Source organism: Pseudarthrobacter sp. 902506025 (genome assembly GCF_040702325.1).
Classification (GTDB): domain Bacteria; phylum Actinomycetota; class Actinomycetes; order Actinomycetales; family Micrococcaceae; genus Arthrobacter.
This window is the reverse complement of record NZ_JBFBKW010000009.1, coordinates 183263-202849: the sequence shown is the minus strand read 5'-3', so window position 1 is coordinate 202849 and position 19587 is coordinate 183263. Positions and strand designations below refer to the sequence as shown.

Here is a 19587-nt window from a genome sequence, read left to right as displayed (position 1 = left end):
GGTGTGAGTACGTGAAGAGGAGAAAATCGAGGTGGCCGGAGGCACAGGAATGAACGGCCCGCATTGGCGGCGGGTGCTGGCAGCACTGGGCAATGCCGATGCGAGGATTGCCTACGCTCAGATTGTGCTGGGTGCGGCGGCCAAGGACGTCCTGCCTGGGGTGAAGGAACAGCGGCGGGTGCGGGCGCTCGCAGCACTGACTGAGTCGGGGCTGGTGCAACAGCAGACATCGGGTGGGCTGGTGGCAGTGGACTCGATTTTCCGCGACCTGCTGGCCCAGCAGCCGCGCCGGCAGCCGCGGACTGGGCTGGACAGGTTCATGCGGCTGGGGCGGATCGAGCGATACCCTGCGAACGTTGCCGAGCGGCGGGCCCTGCTGGCAAGGATCGCCAACGAGATCGTCGAACCTGGCGAAACGCTGACGGAGCGGCAAGTCAATGAGCGGCTGCTCAGCTATACCGACGACGTCGTCCTGCTGCGCCGCTACCTGGTCGACTTCGGCCTTTTGCAGCGCACGCGCACGGGCTCGTCCTATTCATTGATGGAGTAGCCGGCGCCGTGCCCTTTGAAGCAGTGCAGTAGCTTGGAGCGCATGAGCGACTCGTCACGTGTGATGCCGGGAGGCACTATGAAGGGGGCCGTGGCTTTCGGCGCGGTCGCGCTGTTGTGCGTTGTGGCGGGCGGGTTGGTTGCGGCAGTCACCGGTCCGCTCCGTCTTGAGCATGGGTCGTGGGCCGCTGCGTACCTGGTGCTCGTCGGAGGAGTGGCACAGGGTGCTTTGGGCATTGCCCAGTACTTCCTGGCCCCGCAACGCTTTGTGGGGTGGAAAGCAGTTGCGGAGCTGGTGGCCTGGAACGGCGCCTCTGCGGCCGTCATTGGCGGGACATTGACCGGCAACCCGTGGGTTGTTGATGCCGGCGGGGCGCTGCTGGTTGTTTCGCTGGCATTGATGTTCCGGACCGTTCAGGGCCGGGGCCCAACGTCCGGTTGGTTTTCGTGGGGATACCGGGCCCTGCTGGTGGTGATCGCCGTCAGCATACCTATCGGGCTGGTGCTGGCTCACTTGCGCGCTCCGTGAACTCCCGTGCGGCAGGGCAAACCCGCCGCGCACGCCATCTCCCCTAAAATACTCACATGCCTACACTTGTTCACGAGTTTGCCTGGCCGGATCGGGTCGTCATCGGCACCGTCGGAGCTCCGGGTGCGCGCACGTTCTACTTGCAGGTACGCGCGGGGGCGCAGCTGGTGAGCATCGCCATGGAGAAGCAGCAATCTGCCCTGCTCGCCGAGAAGATCGATGAAATTCTCGACCAACTCATCACCCTCGAAGGGAACCCGTTCAGCGTCCCCACCGGCACGCCCATTGAGCTGGTCGACAACGATCCGCTTGAGGCTGTTGAGGAGCAGTTCCGGACCGGTGCCATGGGCCTGGGCTGGGACCCAGCGACGGCGCAGGTGGTGATTGAGGCCTATCCCCTCTCCGATGCCGATGTTGATCCAGACGACGAGTCCGTTGGCGAGGACGGGGCCGAGGCTCCCGAAATGCTGTTGGTGCGGATGCCAGTAGGGACAGCCCGCGCCTTCACCAAGCGCACACGTGAAGTGGTGGGCGCCGGGCGGCCCCTTTGCCCGCTCTGCGGAAACCCGATCGACGCCGACGGGCATGCCTGTACTCCTCCTGAGCTATGATTCCGGCGATCTGCCAGCCACAGGCTACGGCGACGCGGACTCGACGGCGTGCTCGAGTTTCTGGAGGTTAGCCGGGCCGGCTGCGATTTCTATGACGCCGCCGTCTGAGTCCAGGGTGAGGATCCGGAAGTCCAACGGCACGCCCTGTTGATTGTCGTGACGGTTAACTTTCCGCACCGGAACGCCTGATGTCCCCAGCCCGGTGAGAGCCTTGCTGCGGCCACTGGGGATCAGCGTGTCGTCGACGATGGGCTGGAAATCGATCCGCCTGGCTCCCGGCCTGGCAATCCCCATCTGCCAGATGCTGCTCAACGAGCCCGGCGATGAATCGGGGAATCGCAGGAAGACGACCAGGTCGCCGTGCTCATCAAGCTTCTCCGCCGTGGTCGGGAACCGCTTCGTCAGGAAGAACACGCCGCCACCGACCATCAGCGCGTAGAAGACGGCGTTCGCGATGGCGTCGTCGAGGCTTCCCCCGGCGATAAGTCCTGCTGCCAGAATGACGGCGCAAGCGAGTGCGCCAACCAGAACGGCACGGAGCGCGGGATGCATCTCGCCCCACTTCCTCATGGCGCCATCCTAGGGGCAGAATCTTCCAGCAGCTACGGCTCCATCCTCACCCATCCCGGGAGCCGAGGGCCTTCCGGTCACCCGCTTTGAGGGCCGCCAGCCGGGCTTCCACTTCGGTCTGCTCTCCGAGGTCCTCCAGTGATGCGAACTGGGCCTCAAGGGAGGAGGATGCGAGTTCCTGCTGGCCGCGGACGGTGGCTTCCTGGCGCCGGACGTTGTCTTCGTAACGGCCGGTCGCCGATGTCGGGTCTCCACCGCCCAGGGCTTTGAGGGCGTCGTTGACCTGGGACTGGGTGGCGGCGACCCGGGCACGGTTAACGAGTTCGTTGCGCTTTACGGTCAGTTCCCGGAGCTTGGCCCGCATCAGGTCCAGGCCGTTCTTCAGTTGGTCGACAGCCTGGTTCTGCGCGGCCAAGGTGGGCGCCTGGGACTTGGCCATTGATTCGGCGGTCATTTGCCGGCTGAGGGCGAGCCTGGCCAGGGCGTCAAACTTGTCGGCGTCCGCGTTGTTGCCGGCGGCACGGAACTCATCGGCCTTGCGTGAGGCGGCTACGGCCTTGCTGCCCCAGGTGTTCGCGTCGTTCACTGCCCGGGTGTAGTCGTCTTCGGCCATCCGGAGGTTGCCGATTGTCTGCGCCGCGGCTGCCTCGGCTTCGCGGATGTTCTCCGAGTAATCCCGGATCATCTGGTCCAACATCTTCTGCGGGTTTTCGACTGAGTCCAGGAGGGTGTTCAGGTTGGCCTTGGCGAGCTGGGCAACGCGGGCGAAAATACTCTGCTTCACGGGGTCTTTCCATCGTTGATGGAATTCGCATCCTATCTGACCGCCGTCATCCAAAAACCAGTGGTAATGCCAGAGCCACTCTTGAGCGAACCTTGTGCCCATCGTGGGTTGCCGTTCAGTGACGGGTCCTATCGTTGAGGTCAAGATCCTGCCGCTGGGGCAGGGTCTGCACATCGAGCCAGGGCCGGCGGCCGGAGCATCCCGAGACCGGATGCAACCCCCCAATCCGCCGCCAGCCCCGTGCCCGTAGATGCGGACCGGCGGGCATTCCTCGCGGGTGTTGCCTGGATGGGAACCGCGATCAGTCGGTGTCGCCCAGTTCCGTGGCTTCCTCCTCCGAGTCCTCAAGCAGCCACGCCATTGCCTTGTCCCGAGACGTGAAATACCTGACCGGGAATCCCGTCGGTGCCAGGGGGAGGCGGAACATGCCGATGACGCGATCAACGGGAGAGGAACCCAGCAATGCCATACGCGAAATGCTGGCTGCGTCGGGAAAGACTTTTCGAGCGGCCGCAGAGTGGGTCACACCGTGGATTTCGACCAGCATCGGCAACCTGGTGCCCTGGGCCAAGGAGGAGATGGCCGCGAGGGCGGCGTTGGCCACGTCGATGCCTACGTAGGTTCCCTGCTTCCAGCTCAAGCGAAGGACTCCATCGGACAACTCCAGCGTCGCCTTGCCTTTGATGTCCACTGTGCTCATGTGTCCCCTGTCGTGGAAGTGCAGCGCAGCTCCTGACCGTAGCTGAACGGCGTCGCCTTTGCAGCAGAACGGACCCACAGGCCGTGGGCCACTGTGCGCAACCCTTTCATCTGCTCACATAGCCTATGGGCAACGACTATCCGGGGGTAGTAGCGAAAACTTCCGGTGCAGTCCACTACCCGCTCAAATTGTCAGACCCTCCCTTCATCGTTAGTACATGGGACGGGACGCGGTGGCAGAGGCATTTGAGGCGATCGACGCCGCCCTTGCCGTGGTCCGTGGCGAGGTAGCCAAAGCCGCATGCGGAGCGCCCGCAGCCAACGATCCCTTGGCCGCCGGCGCCGACGAATGCCTGGACATCCTGGCCGGACTGGCTCGGACCGAGGCCCGTGTCGCCGCACTGAAGGCCGAGGCTGTGTCCACGTTCGCGGAGTCAGCGCGGTCCATCGCTCCCCCGGACATCCCGGTGCAGGCGCAGGAAATGGCCATCGCCGCGGAGGTAGGCTGCCTCCTGGCCATCGGCGACCGTGCCGCCGGTGTACTTCTGGCACAGTCCTACGCGCTCACGACCTCGCTGCCCCGGACTATGGAAGCACTCAAGGCTGGAACTATGTCGTGGCAGCACGCCCGCGTCATGGTGGAGGAGGCCGCCACCCTCAACCCTGACGCCGCGACCGCGTTGGAGGCCCACTTCCTCGACCCGGACGCGCCGGACGCTGCCCGCGGTTGCCCCGCAGGGGAGATGCCCGCATACCGCTTCCGGCGCAAGGCCCGGGTCTGGCGCGAACGCAATCATCCGGACAGCATCGAAATACGGCACGCAAAGAGCGTGGAGGAGAGGTGCCTTGAGTTCGCTCCGGAGCAGGACGGCATGGCACGCTTGTCCGCATACCTGCCGGCAGACAAGGCCACGGCCATCTGGAACCGCTACACCGCTATAGCCCGGGGCTTCCAGGGACCCAACGAGGAGCGCACCCTCACCCAACTTCGCGCGGATCTTTTCGCCGCTACGGCCCTCCGCGGGGGCAGCGGCTGCACCGGTTGCTGCGGCGGGTCCGCGGGAACTGACGACGCCGGTACCGCGTCGAAGGGGCTTGCTGACATCCCCGTTCCCCGCGCCGAAGTCCTGGTCACCGTCCCGGTATTTTCCCTCCTCGGTGCCACGGACGAACCAGCGATGCTGGACGGTTATGGCCCCATCCCGGCTGCCATGGCACGGGATCTCGTAGCCAACGGAGCCGCTTCGTTTTACCGCGTGCTCGTGGATCCCCGGGACGGCGCCCCGCTGGAAATAGGCCGCACCAGCTACCGGCTCACAAAGGCCATGCGGACGTGGCTGCGTTTGCGGGACGGCAAGTGTCCCTTCCCCGGCTGCAACAACAATTCTTTGGACAACGAAGCAGATCATCTGCTCGCCTGGCACCAGGGCGGGACCACCGGAATCAGCAACCTGGGACAACCATGTCCCAAGCACCATCGGTTGCGGCACATCAGCCAGTGGCGGCCGACGGCGGCGTCAAAGGATGAGCCGCCCGGCTGGGTTTCACCCTCCGGGCGCAAATACAAGAGTGAGCACCAGGACTGGGAGCCACCGAAGTTGCCTTCGCGCCCGCAGGCGCGCGCTGGCATCCCCTCTCAATCAGGCAGCAACTCAATGATGCCAGCGGGCAAAGGCACAGTGGACTACTTCCGCCTGCCACGGTCCCTCGGCGAGGACTGCCTGGCTGCGTACCTCGCCGCGCGGTGAGCTCAACGTGTGCTGTCGGTTCGTGCCGCCCGGGAAGCGCAATGGACCCCGCACAAAACATGCGGGGTCCATTGAAACCGGCTGTCACAGTACAGAATGTGCCGCCGGCCTGCGTATCGAAATAACCAGTGTGAGTTGCATAGCCATGTGGAAGAGACTTTCAACAGAAAACGGCCTGTTCCCGCCTAAACACGTACCTGTGAGCGCCAAACCTGGCCACCTGATTTGGAAGTTTGCGGGTAGGCACGCCTGAAAGGGAAGAGAATTTGGGCCTGCAAGTTTGTGCAGGCCCACCCTGAATGGAATTCGCGGCAGGGGTTCAGGGTGAGGCAACGGTGCTCACTTAGCCACCGTGCCCACCCGCAGTCCTCGGTTGCGTCGACCTCGCAGCATGAATGGCCAGCGCGTCGAAACCAGGGTAGCTGCGGGCTCCTATCAAACCGACTTCTGGTCCAGTTTTCTACCCGCCGAGAAGCAACTGCCTCCTTCCCGGCCCTTGACTCGTCCAACTACTGCCTTGAGCACGAGAATCTATATATAGATTGCCATGGGAAGAACCTGGATGGCAGGGCCCTTGACTATGGCTGATGCGGCCGCACCTTCCGGTCTCATAGAACTGAAACCATCGACGACGGATTGAGCCAATTCGGGACTAGCGACACCGAGGATAGTGCGGCGTGACAGGTTTATTGTCTCATTTTCGTCCAAAGCCCGCGTTACCTTACCTATGACAGAGAACTCGCCGGACTTCAGGTACTCATTGGTTGCCGACGTATAAAAGTCAGATGAGACGGTAAGAACGGCGGAAAGGTTATCGGAAGTCTCTAGTAAGAGGTCGTGCACATGAGACGCCCTAACATCGGCAGCCATCTTCACGACGAGCGCCGCGGTGCCAGTGTCCAACCCAGCTTCATCTTCCTTGTTGGATGTCTTAGAAGCAGCAGCTTTCACTTGAGGGTTTCCCGAGCGGTTCGCTTTGGAGGCAGGAACCTTCCCCGCCGACTTCGCGTCCTGCTGTGCTGTCAGGTACCCGAGCAGGGAATCAGCAAACAGAAGAACATCTTCAAAGGGATTACCGAGATAGCGTCCTTTGACCTCAATCAGTTGGCCACTGCACACGTGGTCGATGTCCGACACACGTTCAACTGCTAGTATCTGCCCATCCTCGCGAAGGTAACGATACAACGCATTGAAGAGACTAGCCGCCGTGTGGTGGCGGTTAGTTTTGACCTCGCTACTGGCATCATCACGACTCTGGGTGGACCCGTCTCCGCCTACGTCAGCATCCAAAATGGCGGGCAAGTTGAATTTGAATCCTGCACGCGCTTTCAACACACGCTCTTTTGATCCGGCCTCTTTTGTGGTCGTTTCCTCACTTGTGGACACCCCGCCTTCAAGGTGCGCGAGAAAGCTCACCATCATCGGTGTGTCAAGGTACAGCGGATGATTAAGAAAATACGGGGGTTCTTCAATTTCACTTGGCTGCATAGTTCAATTCCCTTTCACAGGATAGCCACCCAGTGACCTCCGAGGTATTTTCTTTATCATCGTCGTGACTTCGATCGCCACTTTTGCATATCCTGAATGCGCCGGCGAGTTCCGTGCTGTGGGCGTCCGGATTCATTCCTCAGGTGCCTTCTCCTGCGCATCCGCCCCATCTCGCTTCCGGGACTTGAACAAACCAGCCACTTTTCCACTCGCTGCGCCAGTGGCTCCAGCCAGGGCACCGCTGAGGCCCTTGACCGCTGCGAGTGCCTGCGGCTCGTCGGGGACCCCGTCGCCGTCAACGTCCACGGCACGGAACGGGCGGGACACCGCAGCAGCGGCACTCGCGACCCCCGATCCCACGGCGGAGGCACCCGTAGCGACTCCTTCTCCGACAGTGCTGGCCGTCCCGGAGATCCAGCTTCCTGTGGACTTCGCTGCCTCCTCCAGAGCTGCAAGTGCACGGTTGGGCTCGGACTCTCGGTCGTCGACTTCTGATGACTCGATCTGCAGGGCAAGGTGCGCCGGGAACTCCGCCGGAGCCTCGGGGAATGCTTTACGGGCGGACTCGACGACGTCTCGGCCAAATACAAAACGACTCACACCCCCAGTGAGTGCACCCACTCCATATTCAATCGCCGTCTGCTGTTTTCCGTTCAGGGTCTCCCGCACGGTGTCCAGCTGACCCGTTTGGATGGTCCGGACAAGGCTCTGCGCGGCCCCGCTGGGCAGGGTATCTGCCAAGGTTGTCGCCCAGTGAGACCAGTCACCGCTGGCGGCCGCGAATTTGTGGCCAACGCCCACTGCACCTTCAGGAGAAGTCTCCGCCACATCCTTGGCCATGGCGGCAATTTGTTCCTGGCTCACCCGGTCGTTGGTGAGCCCGTAGACCAAAGCATGGGCTTGGTCCTGGTCCAGGGCCTTCCCATGGATGTCGGCCAAGGCAAGCCCAAAGATTGCCGTGAGCTCGAACTGGAGCTGCTGATCACCGGCAGGGAGAAGCGCGGCCACACGGTGAGCGCCCGTTTTCGCAGCCCCCATGGCCATATTCTTCGCGGCCACTTTGGCCGCCTCTTTGGCCGTTACCTGCACAGTCTTCCTAGCCGCCTGTTTCCCAGCCGTCTTCAGGCCGGTTGCCGCGACGCTGCCACCCGGAATCAATGAGATTCCCACCTCAGCCGCGATCGAACCGGCGGTGATCGCGGCCCCTGCAGCCGTAATCGACGTGCTGTAGTGACGTTCGAGCAACCTGATCACTTCCGCGGGTGTCGCCTCTGGACGCCGGCGACGAATCCGCATGACGTACTTGCGTGCGATTGAATGACGCGCACTGACCGCCTTCGCGATGTCTGCGTTGGCTTCCTCATCATCCAACTGGGTCTCCAGCGTGACAGCTTCGCTCTCGGTCATTGCGTTGTCCCCCTCTAAACCACAGGCTCAACCCTGGGCCTTTCTATCAACGTTGCAATTCGGTTCGCGGCAGAGGAGCCCAGGGCTCCCCGCCGCGCCGTCATTAGTGTCCCGCATGATGTGGCTGGATCTTGCTCGCCACGCTGCACGGACCTCCGCCGGTCAGACCGCACGGGCGGAAGTGAGCTTATCCCGGAATCTGGATCCGGGCAGCCTCCTGCAGCAGCGGATCAGAGATCATGACGGTGGCAGCTCCTGGTGCAATATCGAAGGCAATGTTGCCCCGTGCCTTATCGCCGGGCAGGACCTCCCCTGAGCCCAGTTGGTTATCGGCGAACATGCTCATGTCTGCCTTACGCCCGTTGGCATCCTTTGCCGAGAAGTAGAGCGGGTTGGAGCTCGTCTTGCCGGATTCCGTTTCCCAGAGCACGTCCAGGAGCAGGTAGGTGCCGTTCTTGGGCGGGGTAGCGAACGCGCCGGTGGCGACAGAGTCGGTGCGGACCGCGGACACGACAGTGATCCTGGCGACGTTGCCGTTGCGCATCTTCACGGAGAACGGAACGCCCACAGTAGGCGCCGCGGGAGCGGCAGGAGCGGACGACGGCGGTGCTGCCGCCGCCGGGGCGGCCGTAGCGGCGGCGGCCGGTGCAGTCGCTTCAATGGAGGCCGTGGCAGAGGCGATGGGGCTGGACTCCGCGGCCTGCTTGCTTCCGCCAGAGCAGGAGCCCATGAGAATGCCCACCAAGAGGACGCCTGTGGGGACGACGAAGCGCTTCTTCTTGTAGAACGGTCGGACTGCCGGCGTCTGGGCCGCCGGCGGGACAGGGGCAAAGTCTGGGTTGGTCATGATGGTGCCTTTCAAGTGATGCGATTGGATGATGCTGCGGAGTAGCTGTGGCTACTGTTTTTCCCATTTGCCGCAGCGGGTTGAGTTGAAGTCCTGCCCTGCCGAGAGGGTGACGACGGGCCGGCCGCCGCCGGGGATGTCGTTTTCGATGATGTCGCTGCCGTTGCTGCCGCTGCGGTAGATCCCCCAGTAGCAGGTGGAGCCGACGGCAGCCGCTGCCCGGTACGTGCCGGGTTCGATGTCCGTGCCCACGGTCCAGGTCCCGTCGCCAACCGTGCGCGCCGCTTTCGCCTTTTCGGCCCCGGTCACGGCGTCCTCCCGGGCCTTGACCGCTGCCTCAGCCGTCTTCACGGCAGCATCTGCCTTGCCGACTTCGGCTTCCCGGGCCGAGACCTTGGATTCACGGGAAGCCATGCCGTTCTCAAGCGTGTCGTACTTGCCTTTCAGTGAGGCGTAGCTGGAAAGTGCAGCGTCCCGCTCGATCTCGACTGTGGACTTCTCGGCAGCGAGGGACTTATACGCGAGGCTTTCCTTAGGATCCGGCAATGCCGTTCCAAGCGCCGTTCCGCCGGCAAACAGCACGACGGCGGCCGCCGCCAGAAGGGCAGCCTTCTTCCGGCCACGCTTGGCCACCTGGGCAGGAGTCGCATGCCCGGCTTGGTACACCTGATCAGTGTCCTGGATCTCCCCCGGTCCGATGTCGTTGTTCAACACTTAGTTCTCCCCATTTCATGAGTTCTGCAGGTCGGCGGCGGGATACCTCCCCCCAACGTGCGGTTTCCCGCCACCGCCACAGCTGCGGAGGATTACCTCCTGGCTGCAGGAAAAAGCTATTGCCTGCTTGCTGGCCGGCACCGCCAACTAACTGATAAGGGGGGTTATCAGCGCCCATCCGGAAATGTCTGTCGGCTCCGTTAGGCTCTGGGCGTACCAACTAAAGGGGGAAGCAATGGACACAGTGACGACAACGATGCGAATGACGTTGTCGGATGTAGCGTCCCTCGCACAGGTCCAGCGTCCCGTTGTCTCCATGTGGCGGAGGCGCAGCAGCGCGGGGCCCCTCCCATTCCCGGTACCCGCGGAAACGGTAAACGGCGTCGAACTTTTCGACGCCGACGAAGTCACCGCGTGGTTGCAGGCAACTGGCCGGGGCAACAATCCTGAGGCAAGGAACGACGTCGCCGTCCACGCGAAACCTGCGGCCAACGGCTCACTAAAGGACGGCCGCAAGACCTTCGACGGCCTGACTGCGCTGCTCGCACTGAAAGTCATCACCGGACAGGCGCTGGGCAACCGGAGTGCATCCGGTCTCCTAGACGAGGCCGATGAGGCAGATCCTGATGACCTGTTCCTGTACTCCGAGCTGGAAGCCCTGGGCTCCGCACTTCCTGGGCTGGCCAGCTTCGCCGACAGGCTGGTGGACAGCGCCTACAGCGCTCCGGCGGCGTTTGAGAAACTTCTGACCCACCGCTTCAAGGAGGGCCTGAGGGAGCATGCGGACACCGCTCTTACGGCTGCTGCCCTCAGCCTCGTCAGCGCAGCAGCCATAGAACTTGCGGCCACGCTGGAAAGCCGGCCCGTCTTCGTGGACGCCACACCGGGCGGGAGCGACGTTATGCTCAGCATCGCCCAAGAATTCAGCGAGTCAGAGTCCGTCACCTTTTTAGCAGCGGATCACGACGGCGGCGCCTCGCGTCTGGCGCGCCGGCGCTTGGCTGTGCACGGTAGGGACAGTGGGCCCGTCAAGGTCGATGGCAAGGGCGCTTTCGCCGTCACCGGTCCCGCAATCCATGTGGCGCAATATCCCGCGCCCGGCGAACCCGGCCTGAACACCAAGGGCATCCTGTCCGGCATCGAGAACATCGTGCTGCAAATGGACGACTTCCAACGGGCGGTTGTAATGGCTCCAGCCCGGGTCCTGACCGATGCACTTGCCGGTGAAGCGGACAACATCCGCGCCGACCTGCTGCGGTCCGGCCGCGTGCGGGCCATCATCCGGCTCACCCCCGGGCTCCTTCGGGCAAAACCACGCGAGCCGCAGGCGCTGTGGGTGCTGGGGCCGTCCTTTGCCAACGTACCCATCGCAGACCGCTGGACCATGGTGGCAGATCTCAGCACTTCCCCGCTGACCGTCGACGTAATCCAGGACCTGATCAGCGACATCGTCGCGTCGATGGGAAACAGCGCCACAATCCGCGCTCACTCCTTCCGGTTCGCCCGGCTGGTACAGACCAGGATTCTGCTCGCGGGAGCCGGCGCCCTGGTCAGCGGGCCGGCCAAGAGGAGCCCGACGGCGGCGCCGGGCGCAGAGGCCGCGCTCCGCGTCGACGAACTCGTCCGGGCCCTGGCCATAGGGGCAGGTAGTGACAACAGGCTTGTCGGCGTGCAGCCCGCGCCTGCCTACTCATCCCCCGCTCCAGCCTCGGTCCGGGAACTCATGGGCTCTGGGCACCTGAAGTATGTGAAGGGCATCCGGGTCAAAGAGCAACACACCAACAGGTCGGCGGGAAGCAGGATCCTTGGCCGGGAGGAACTGCTGGACCCGGACAATGCCCCACCCCGCTTCATCACCCTGCTGGAGTTCGCCGCCAACTACCCCGCCGGACGGCTCACCGAGCCCGCCGACGTCGTCTTCTGTACCAGCCCGCGGCCCGCCGCGATAGTTGACGCCGAGGGCGGCGCCGTCGTCGTCTTCCCTGCACGAATCCTGAGGATTGACCAGGGTGACCCGGGCGGCCTGGTGCCCGACGTCGTCGCCCGCGACATCAACAACCTCAACCCGGCAGACAAGACCTGGCGGGGTTGGGAGCTTCGCCGCACAGGCGAAGCTCAACGCCAGCCGCTCACCGACGCCCTGCACCTGCTGCAACACGAGCAGTCCCAAGCCCGGGAACGACTTAAACAGCTGGAAGAACTCGCTACCCTGATTACGGACGGCGTAGCGGGCGGAAGCCTCACCCTGACAGACCCTAGTACCCACGCCGGACCAGAAGAAGGAACTGCATAATGCCCCCGAAAGTGAAGGTGGACCTCGCCCCGTCCACCATGAAGGAACTCAAGGACACACTCTGGAAGGCGGCGGACAAGCTCCGCGGCTCGATGGACGCCTCACAGTACAAGGACGTGATCCTGGGGCTGGTGTTCCTGAAGTACGTGTCGGACGCGTTCGAGGAGCGGCGGGAGCAGATCCAGGACGAGCTGGAAGCCGACGGGCTCAACGAGGAGCAGATCGCCCAGCTGATCGACGACGTGGACGAGTACACCGGCCGCGGCGTGTTCTGGGTATCGCCCCGGGCACGCTGGACCTACCTGGCGGAGAACGCCAAGGGCCTGGACGCGGTGGACGGCGCAGCGCCGAAGTCCATCGGGCTGCTCATTGATGAGGCAATGGAGCTCATCATGACCGACAACAAGTCCCTGGCCGCCACGCTCCCCAAAATCTACAACCGCGACAACGTAGACCAGCGCCGCCTGGGTGAACTGCTGGACCTGTTCAACTCCGCCCGCTTCACCGGCCAGGGCGCCAGCAAAGCCCGCGACCTGCTCGGCGAGGTGTACGAATACTTCCTGGAAAAGTTCGCCAAGGCCGAGGGCAAGCGCGGCGGCGAGTTCTACACCCCGGCCGGTGTAGTCCGGGTGCTGGTGGAAGTGCTCGAACCGCACCGCGGACGTGTGTACGACCCGTGCTGCGGCTCGGGCGGCATGTTCGTGCAGGCGGAAAAGTTCCTGGCCGCGCACCACCTGGAGGGCTCGGACATCTCTGTCTACGGGCAGGAGCTCAACGAGCGCACCTGGCGAATGGCCAAGATGAACCTCGCCATCCACGGCCTTAACGCCAACCTCGCCTCACGCTGGGGCGACACCTTCGCCCGCGACCAGCACCCGGAGCTCACCGGGAGCAACGGCGCAGACTTCATCATGGCCAACCCGCCATTCAACATCAAGGACTGGGCCCGCTCCGAGTCCGACCCGCGCTGGAAGTACGGCGTCCCGCCAGCCGGCAACGCCAACTACGCCTGGATCCAGCACATCATCTCCAAGCTGGCACCCGGCGGCAGCGCCGGCGTGGTCATGGCCAACGGCTCCATGTCCTCCAACTCCGGCGGCGAGGGCGAGATCCGCGCCCAGCTCGTGGAGGCCGACCTCGTATCCTGCATGGTGGCGCTGCCCACTCAGCTGTTCCGCAGCACCGGCATCCCGGTGTGCACCTGGTTCTTCGCGAAGGACAAGACCGCAGGCCCGCGCGGTTCCGTGGACCGGACCGGGCAAGTGCTCTTTATCGATGCCCGGAACCTGGGCTACATGGTTGACCGCGCCGAACGCGCGCTGTCCGATCACGACATCGCCAAGATCGCCAACACCTACCACGCGTGGCGCGCCACGGCTTCAGCCAATGAGGCCGGGCTGGCGTATGACGACGAGGCTGGCTTCTGTTATTCGGCTTCTCTTGCCGAGATCAAGGCTGCGGACTACGCCCTGACGCCCGGACGGTACGTCGGTGCAGCGGATGTGGAGGACGACGGCGAGCCGATCGAAGAGAAGATGGCCAGGTTGTCGAAGGACCTGTTTGAGCAGTTTGAGGAGTCCGAGCGGCTGGCGGCTGTTGTGCGCGAGCAGTTGGGGAGGGTGTTGTGAGTTCCGTCAGCATGGGAGAACTCGTCGCTGCCGGCGTCCTTCAAATTGGCGACGGCTATCGCACCAAGCGAAGTGAGCACGCACAGCAGGGCTACCGGATCATTCGGGTCGCCGATGTCATGGACGGCGCTGTCAGCTTCACCGGTCCAGATTTTGTTTCGGAGAAGTACACCAAGGCCATCGGAACGAAGGCAGGAAAACCAGGCGACATCCTCGTGACGACGAAAGGCACAGTTGGCCGCGTTGCAGTCTTGCCGGACACGAACGAGCAAGTTGTCTACAGCCCACAGCTCTGTTTTTTTCGAGTGCTGGATGCGGACGTGGTCGACCCGGCGTTCTTGCGCTATTGGTTCAGTAGCGCGGAGTTCGGGCGTCAAGCTGCGGACCGCATGAACAACACCGACATGGCCGCCTACATCAACCTCGCCGACATCCGTTCGCTGAAGTTGACCGTGCCGGACGTCTCCGAGCAACGCTCTATTGCGCAGGTGCTGGGCGCCCTCGACGACAAAATCGCCGCCAACACCAGATTCATTTCTGTAATCGGTGAAACCTTGAATGCTACTTTTACTTCGATCTGCGGACATCCTGAGCAGATGATCCCCTTCGGCCAACTAGCGACCATCACAAAAGGCGTCTCGTATCGGAGCGCAGACCTTTCTGATTCATTGACTGCCCTCGTAACGCTAAAGTCATTCGGCAGAAACGGGGGCTACTCCTGCAAAGGACTTAAGGAGTATTCCGGCCCATTCAAGCCCGCTCAGCAGATCGCGCCTGGTGAATTGGTCGTGGCCCAAACAGACTTGACGCAGGCGGCGGAAGTCGTCGGAAGGGCAGTGCGAGTCCCAAGGGCTCCAGACTACGAGAAACTCGTCGCAAGCCTAGACTTAGCCATCATTCGTCCAAGGCAGGACGCGCCAGTCGAATTCTTGCTCGGCGTTATGCTGCAGGGGCGCTTTAGGGCCCACTGCAGGACCAGAACAAGCGGCACCACAGTCCTGCATCTAGCCTCCGACGCAATTCCGTCGTTCCAAGCACCCTTGGTTTCGCGGGAGATACAGGATATTTATGCTTCGGTAGCTCGTCCCATGCTTCAGCTTCGCGATTCACTCGAGTATGAGATGGACTCGCTTGCGGCCACTCGCGACACGCTCCTCCCCCAACTCATGTCTGGCCAGCTTCGGGTCAAATACGCGGAAAAGGTGTTGGAAGACGCAGGCGTGTAAGTCCACATCAATTTCGGAGTAGGCCTAGGGGCTGAATGTCCGGAGGCTGAATAATTTGAACAACAAATCGATTTTGGGGGAATCAACGTGACAGCACCAGCAGTAGCCTTTTCAGAGGCCGATTGGGAGGGCGCGGCGAAGGAGCGGCTCGGCGAGCTGGACTGGAAGCCCCTGGAAGGCCAGGCCATTGCACCGGGCAACGGGGAACGCGAATCCTGGTCCGAGCTTCTGATCCGGCCCCGTCTGCTTGCCGCGCTCCAGCGCCTCAACCCGGCCGTCCCCGCGCAGTATCTGCAGCAGGCCGTGGCGGAAGTTGCATCACCCACGTCAAACGACGCGATGGCCGAGAACCATCGGATCCACAACTGCCTCGTCGACGGCTACCGTCTGACCTACATCGACTCCGACGGTAACGAAGCCAACCCGACCATCCGGCTGCTCAGCCAGGCGCCGGACCAGAATGACTGGCTTGCCGTCAACCAGGTCACCTTGGTGCAGGGCGACTACAAACGGCGCTTGGACGTCGTGCTCTACTGCAACGGCATGCCCGTCAGCATCATCGAGCTCAAGAAGGCCGGCAGCGCGCACGCCGACCTCCCCGGCGCTCACGCCCAGCTCCAGACCTACATTCGCGAATTCCCCATGGCGTTCCGCTTCTGCGTCTTCACCCTCGCCAGCGACGGGATACAGGCCAAGTACGGGACGCCGTTCACCCCCTTCAACCACTTCTCACCATGGAATGTGGATGACGACGGTGTGCCGGTCCCGCAGGGCTTCATGGTGGATGGCGACGCCGTCACCGCCCTCGAGACCGCGTTGGACGGGCTCTACAACCAAGAGCGCTTTTTGCAGCTGGTCCGTAACTTCACTGCCTTCGACCAGGGGTCAAGCGGCCTCGCCAAGCGAATCGCCAAGCCGCACCAGTACTATGCCGTTACCAAGGCAGTGGCCAGCACCATCCAGGCGGTGGAAAGTAACGGCAAGGCGGGCGTCGTCTGGCATACCCAGGGGTCGGGCAAGTCCATGGAGATGGAACTGTATGCCAACATGGTGGCCCGGCAGCCAAAGCTTAAGAACCCGACCGTTGTGGTTATTACCGACCGGAACGAACTGGACGGGCAGTTGTTCGAGGGCTTCGACCGCAGCTTGCTCCTTGCCGAGTCACCGAAGCAGATCAAGAAGCGCTCCGAGCTGCGGGATGAGCTGAGCAACCGGACAACTGGCGGCATCTATTTCACCACTCTGCAGAAGTTCGGCCGCAGCAAGTCCGAGAAAGACGCCGGCGCCGACCACCCCTTGCTGTCGGACCGGCGCAACATCATCGTGGTGGTGGACGAGGCACACCGCTCGCACTACGACGATCTCGACGGCTACGCCCGGCACCTGCGCGATGCGCTCCCCCACGCAACGCTGATCGCTTTCACGGGTACGCCGATCTCCTTTGATGACCGGAACACGCAGGAAGTCTTTGGCGATTACATCGACATCTACGACCTTTCGCGCGCGGTGGAAGACGGCGCCACGGTGCCCGTGTACTTTGAACCGCGGCTGATCAAAGTGGGACTGTCCGAAGGATTCACGGAAGAGGACCTCGACAAGTCAGCGGATGAGCTAACCCTGGGGCTCGACGATACTGAACGCGCGCGCATTGAGGCGAGTGTCGCCGTCGTCAACGCAGTATATGGTGCCCCACAGCGTATCGCGGCACTGGCCGAGGACCTGGTGGCGCATTGGGAGAACCGGCGCGGACGGATGCTCAAGTTTATTGAGGCGCCAGGCAAGGCGATGATCGTTGGCGGTACACGGGAGATTTGCGCGAACCTCTATGCGGCCATCGTGGCGCTGCGCCCGGAGTGGCATTCGGACGATCTGTCCGAGGGCAAGATCAAAGTGGTGTATTCCGGCGACGCGACCGATGTGCCGCCGGTGTCGGACCATGTGCGCCGGGATTCGCTGAATGCGCAGGTAAAGGAGCGGCTGAAAAACGTCGACGACGAGCTGGAGCTGGTGATCGTCAAGGACATGATGCTCACCGGCTATGACTCTCCGCCGCTGCATACTCTGTACCTGGACCGGCCGCTCAAGGGCGCTCTGCTGATGCAGACTCTGGCCCGGGTCAACCGCACGTTCCGCGGCAAGGAGGACGGGCTGCTCGTGGCATACGCGCCCCTGGCGGAGAACCTGTCCAAAGCGCTGAGTGAGTATACGCAGTCTGACCAGGCGAACAAGCCGGTGGGCAAGAACATCGAGGAAGCTGTGGGCCTCACGGTGTCCCTGGTGGAGACTTTGCGTTCTCTGCTGGCCGGCCACGACTGGAAGTCCGTCCTGATGAAGGGCGGGCCCAAGGCCTTCCTGAATGCCGTAACCGGAGCTGTTAGTTACCTTCGAAATCCTGCTACGCCCGGAAATCAGCCCTCCAATGGTGAAGAGCCACTCGCCGCCAAGTACCGGAAGTTCTCCGGCCAGCTGTCCCGTGCATGGGCGCTGTGCTCCGGCTCGGACACTTTGGCCGAGCTGCGCCCCGAGATACAGGTGTACGAGGAAATCCGGGTCTGGATGGCGAAGTACGACGCCGCGGACAGGCAGGCCAGCGGCGAACCAGTGCCGGAGGAGATCCAACGGCTCTTGGGGAACCTGATTGCGTCCGCCACCTCCTCCGGTGAAGTGCTCGACATTTACGAGGCCGCCGGTATGCCCAAGCCGTCGCTGGATGACCTGACACCCGAGTTCATTGCCAAAACGCAAAAGGCACGGAACCCACAGCTGGCCATTGAGGCACTGAGGAAACTGATTGCCGATGAATCTGCCTCTTCCACGCGGAACAACGTGATCCGGCAACGGGCCTTCTCGGAACGGATCACCGAGCTGATGAAGAAGTACACGAACCAGCAACTGACGTCAGCCGAGGTCATCGCCGAGCTCGTCGAGCTGGCTCGTGAGGTTGCTGCGGAGGGTAAGCGCGGTGAACAGTTCACGCCCCCGCTCAACTCAGACGAACTGGCCTTCTATGACGCGGTGGCGCAGAACGAGTCAGCCGTGGAGGTCCAGGGCGAGGGCGTCCTGGCCGACATCGCGCGGGAACTAGTCTCGGTGATGCGGCGGGATGTTCGTACTGACTGGACCGTGCGCGACGATGTGCGGGCAAAGCTCCGCTCCTCGATCAAACGGCTTCTTGTGCGATTTGGGTACCCGCCGGATAAGCAGCCGGAGGCAATCAAGCTGGTCATGGAGCAGATGGAGTCTATGGCCCCGCGTTTCGCTGACGCCCGCATCTAGCACCTACATCTTCTGCCAATGGGCAGCAAGCAACACATCACGAAAATGGGAAAACTATGTCGTCTTACGATTCGTCTCCAAACTACAGCAACCCCGCCGTTCCGCCGGCCCCACAGAGCGTTCCGCAAGTGAACACCGGCAAAGGTAAAGGCCGGATCCGGAAATTTGCAGCGTCCGCAGGGCCAATCCAGTTGGCCCGTGTCATCTTGGGCGCAGTCCTCGGATTGTTGTTCATCTTGACCTGGGTCGGCACCGGGCCTGCTGCCGTCGACGCCGGCAGCCCTTCCACATGGAAGTCCGACCTCGCCGCTGCAAGCGTCAAAAACGATGTCAATAACGGGGAAACAAAGGGAGCGCCGCAACAATCGGTGGTCAACGGTTGGTACGCCAACGACATTGCTGCCATCACGGCCACGCAAAACACCTATATCGCCGCCAGCTCCGCCCGGAACGGCACCCTCCTGACGCTGCTCGGCCTCGGAGTTGCCGGCGAGCTGATCCTTCGAGGCCTGGATCGTGCACGACTTTCGGCGGCGAACGCCGGGACGCCGCAAGGGACGCACATCCAGTGATCAAGCGCATCATGATGGCGCTGGTCGGCACCATCATCTTAGGATTAGCCGGAGTGGGCGTATGGAATATGGCAGGCCTCAACCTATTTCAGCCTCAACGGACGGACCGGAGCCAGCCTGCGCTGCTGAAGTCGATCAAAGACATCAGCCGGTACCACGCCGCTGTAGGTAACTTTGAAACGGTGCTGGACATCGAGGACAACATCGCTGGGATCCCTACCCTCATTACCGGACGACGAACCCTGTTCGTTGCCGCCGGCACGGTCGACGCCTATGTCGATCTCTCCGGTTTCGCGGACAGCGACCTGACACTGTCAGCCGACGGGAAGTCGGTGACTGTTCGGTTGCCCGAGCCACAGCTGGACAAGCCCAACTTGGACCACGACCGATCCTACGTGTTCAGCCAGGACCGCGGCGTCCTGGACCGGATCACCGACGCTATGGAGGCGCCCCAACAAGCACAGTTCTTCAAACTTGCCGAAACCAAGCTGGCCTCCGCCGCGGAGGAGTCGAAACTGCGCCAACAGGCAGGGGAGAACACCAAGTCTATGTTGACCGGGGTGTTCAGCTCCCTGGAAATTCAAGCTACATTCCTCTGAAAAGAATGACCCCGCTTGTCTTGGCGTGCGGGGTCATTCAATAGGCG

The 19587-nt window shown here is 62.7% G+C and carries 17 protein-coding genes; 10 read left to right on the top strand and 7 right to left on the bottom strand.

The features are described from left to right. Positions 1 to 31: 31 nt before the first annotated feature. The 3 genes from AB0280_RS16565 to AB0280_RS16555 are packed head-to-tail and all read left to right on the top strand — an operon-like array spanning position 32 to position 1689. Positions 32 to 550: a DUF2087 domain-containing protein gene (locus tag AB0280_RS16565; RefSeq protein WP_275180224.1), complete on the top strand. Its 519-nt coding sequence runs from the start codon at positions 32 to 34 to the stop codon at positions 548 to 550. Positions 551 to 592: 42 nt separating this feature from the next. Beyond that, complete coding sequence (locus AB0280_RS16560) at positions 593 to 1078, top strand: hypothetical protein (protein WP_224026214.1); 486 nt, start codon at positions 593 to 595, stop codon at positions 1076 to 1078. 56 nt (positions 1079 to 1134) lie between these two features. Then, entirely contained in the window at positions 1135 to 1689 is a 555-nt protein-coding gene (locus AB0280_RS16555) for a DUF3090 domain-containing protein (RefSeq protein WP_159631835.1), read from the top strand. Between the two features lie 24 nt (positions 1690 to 1713). Here the strand turns inward: AB0280_RS16555 and AB0280_RS16550 are convergent, their stop codons facing one another. The 3 genes from AB0280_RS16550 to AB0280_RS16540 all read right to left on the bottom strand — a co-directional run bounded on the left by AB0280_RS16550 (position 1714) and on the right by AB0280_RS16540 (position 3743). Continuing rightward, positions 1714 to 2259, bottom strand: coding sequence for a hypothetical protein (locus AB0280_RS16550; RefSeq protein WP_366367867.1), 546 nt, complete (start codon positions 2257 to 2259; stop codon positions 1714 to 1716). A gap of 46 nt (positions 2260 to 2305) precedes the next feature. Next, on the bottom strand, positions 2306 to 3043 hold the full coding sequence (locus tag AB0280_RS16545; RefSeq protein WP_366367865.1) for a PspA/IM30 family protein: 738 nt from the start codon (positions 3041 to 3043) through the stop codon (positions 2306 to 2308). 301 nt (positions 3044 to 3344) lie between these two features. Further along, positions 3345 to 3743, bottom strand: coding sequence for an STAS/SEC14 domain-containing protein (locus AB0280_RS16540; protein WP_159631832.1), 399 nt, complete (start codon positions 3741 to 3743; stop codon positions 3345 to 3347). Positions 3744 to 3960: 217 nt separating this feature from the next. Between AB0280_RS16540 and AB0280_RS16535 the strand changes: the two genes are divergently transcribed. Continuing rightward, positions 3961 to 5490: an HNH endonuclease signature motif containing protein gene (locus AB0280_RS16535; protein WP_224026216.1), complete on the top strand. Its 1530-nt coding sequence runs from the start codon at positions 3961 to 3963 to the stop codon at positions 5488 to 5490. 531 nt (positions 5491 to 6021) lie between these two features. Here the strand turns inward: AB0280_RS16535 and AB0280_RS16530 are convergent. The 4 genes from AB0280_RS16530 to AB0280_RS16515 all read right to left on the bottom strand — a co-directional run bounded on the left by AB0280_RS16530 (position 6022) and on the right by AB0280_RS16515 (position 9946). Then, a complete protein-coding gene (locus tag AB0280_RS16530; protein WP_366367863.1) occupies positions 6022 to 6978 on the bottom strand; it encodes a DUF6414 family protein in 957 nt (318 codons plus the stop codon). 132 nt (positions 6979 to 7110) lie between these two features. Next, a complete protein-coding gene (locus tag AB0280_RS16525; RefSeq protein WP_366367861.1) occupies positions 7111 to 8385 on the bottom strand; it encodes a hypothetical protein in 1275 nt (424 codons plus the stop codon). Positions 8386 to 8572: 187 nt separating this feature from the next. Further along, the gene (locus AB0280_RS16520; RefSeq protein ID WP_366367860.1) at positions 8573 to 9232 is read right to left on the bottom strand and encodes a DUF4352 domain-containing protein; all 660 of its coding nucleotides are present in this window, start codon (positions 9230 to 9232) and stop codon (positions 8573 to 8575) included. Positions 9233 to 9283: 51 nt separating this feature from the next. Next, positions 9284 to 9946 (bottom strand): hypothetical protein, encoded by a 663-nt coding sequence (locus AB0280_RS16515; RefSeq protein WP_366367859.1) that lies wholly within the window; start codon positions 9944 to 9946, stop codon positions 9284 to 9286. Positions 9947 to 10181: 235 nt separating this feature from the next. On the opposite strand from AB0280_RS16515, the gene AB0280_RS16510 reads away from it, so the two are divergent. From AB0280_RS16510 to AB0280_RS16485, 6 genes are all read left to right on the top strand, one after another. After that, positions 10182 to 12239, top strand: coding sequence for a hypothetical protein (locus tag AB0280_RS16510; RefSeq protein WP_366367857.1), 2058 nt, complete (start codon positions 10182 to 10184; stop codon positions 12237 to 12239). Next, on the top strand, positions 12239 to 13867 hold the full coding sequence (locus AB0280_RS16505; protein ID WP_366367856.1) for a type I restriction-modification system subunit M: 1629 nt from the start codon (positions 12239 to 12241) through the stop codon (positions 13865 to 13867). The genes AB0280_RS16510 and AB0280_RS16505 overlap by 1 nt, the downstream gene beginning before the upstream one ends. Beyond that, positions 13864 to 15093: a restriction endonuclease subunit S gene (locus AB0280_RS16500; protein ID WP_366367855.1), complete on the top strand. Its 1230-nt coding sequence runs from the start codon at positions 13864 to 13866 to the stop codon at positions 15091 to 15093. Before AB0280_RS16505 ends, AB0280_RS16500 begins: the two co-directional genes overlap by 4 nt. A gap of 87 nt (positions 15094 to 15180) precedes the next feature. Then, the gene (locus AB0280_RS16495) at positions 15181 to 18369 is read left to right on the top strand and encodes a type I restriction endonuclease subunit R (RefSeq protein ID WP_366367853.1); all 3189 of its coding nucleotides are present in this window, start codon (positions 15181 to 15183) and stop codon (positions 18367 to 18369) included. A 128-nt stretch (positions 18370 to 18497) separates the two neighbouring features. Continuing rightward, complete coding sequence (locus tag AB0280_RS16490; RefSeq protein ID WP_366367852.1) at positions 18498 to 18941, top strand: hypothetical protein; 444 nt, start codon at positions 18498 to 18500, stop codon at positions 18939 to 18941. Further along, the gene (locus AB0280_RS16485) at positions 18938 to 19540 is read left to right on the top strand and encodes a DUF4230 domain-containing protein (protein ID WP_366367851.1); all 603 of its coding nucleotides are present in this window, start codon (positions 18938 to 18940) and stop codon (positions 19538 to 19540) included. Before AB0280_RS16490 ends, AB0280_RS16485 begins: the two co-directional genes overlap by 4 nt. Positions 19541 to 19587 lie beyond the last annotated feature (47 nt).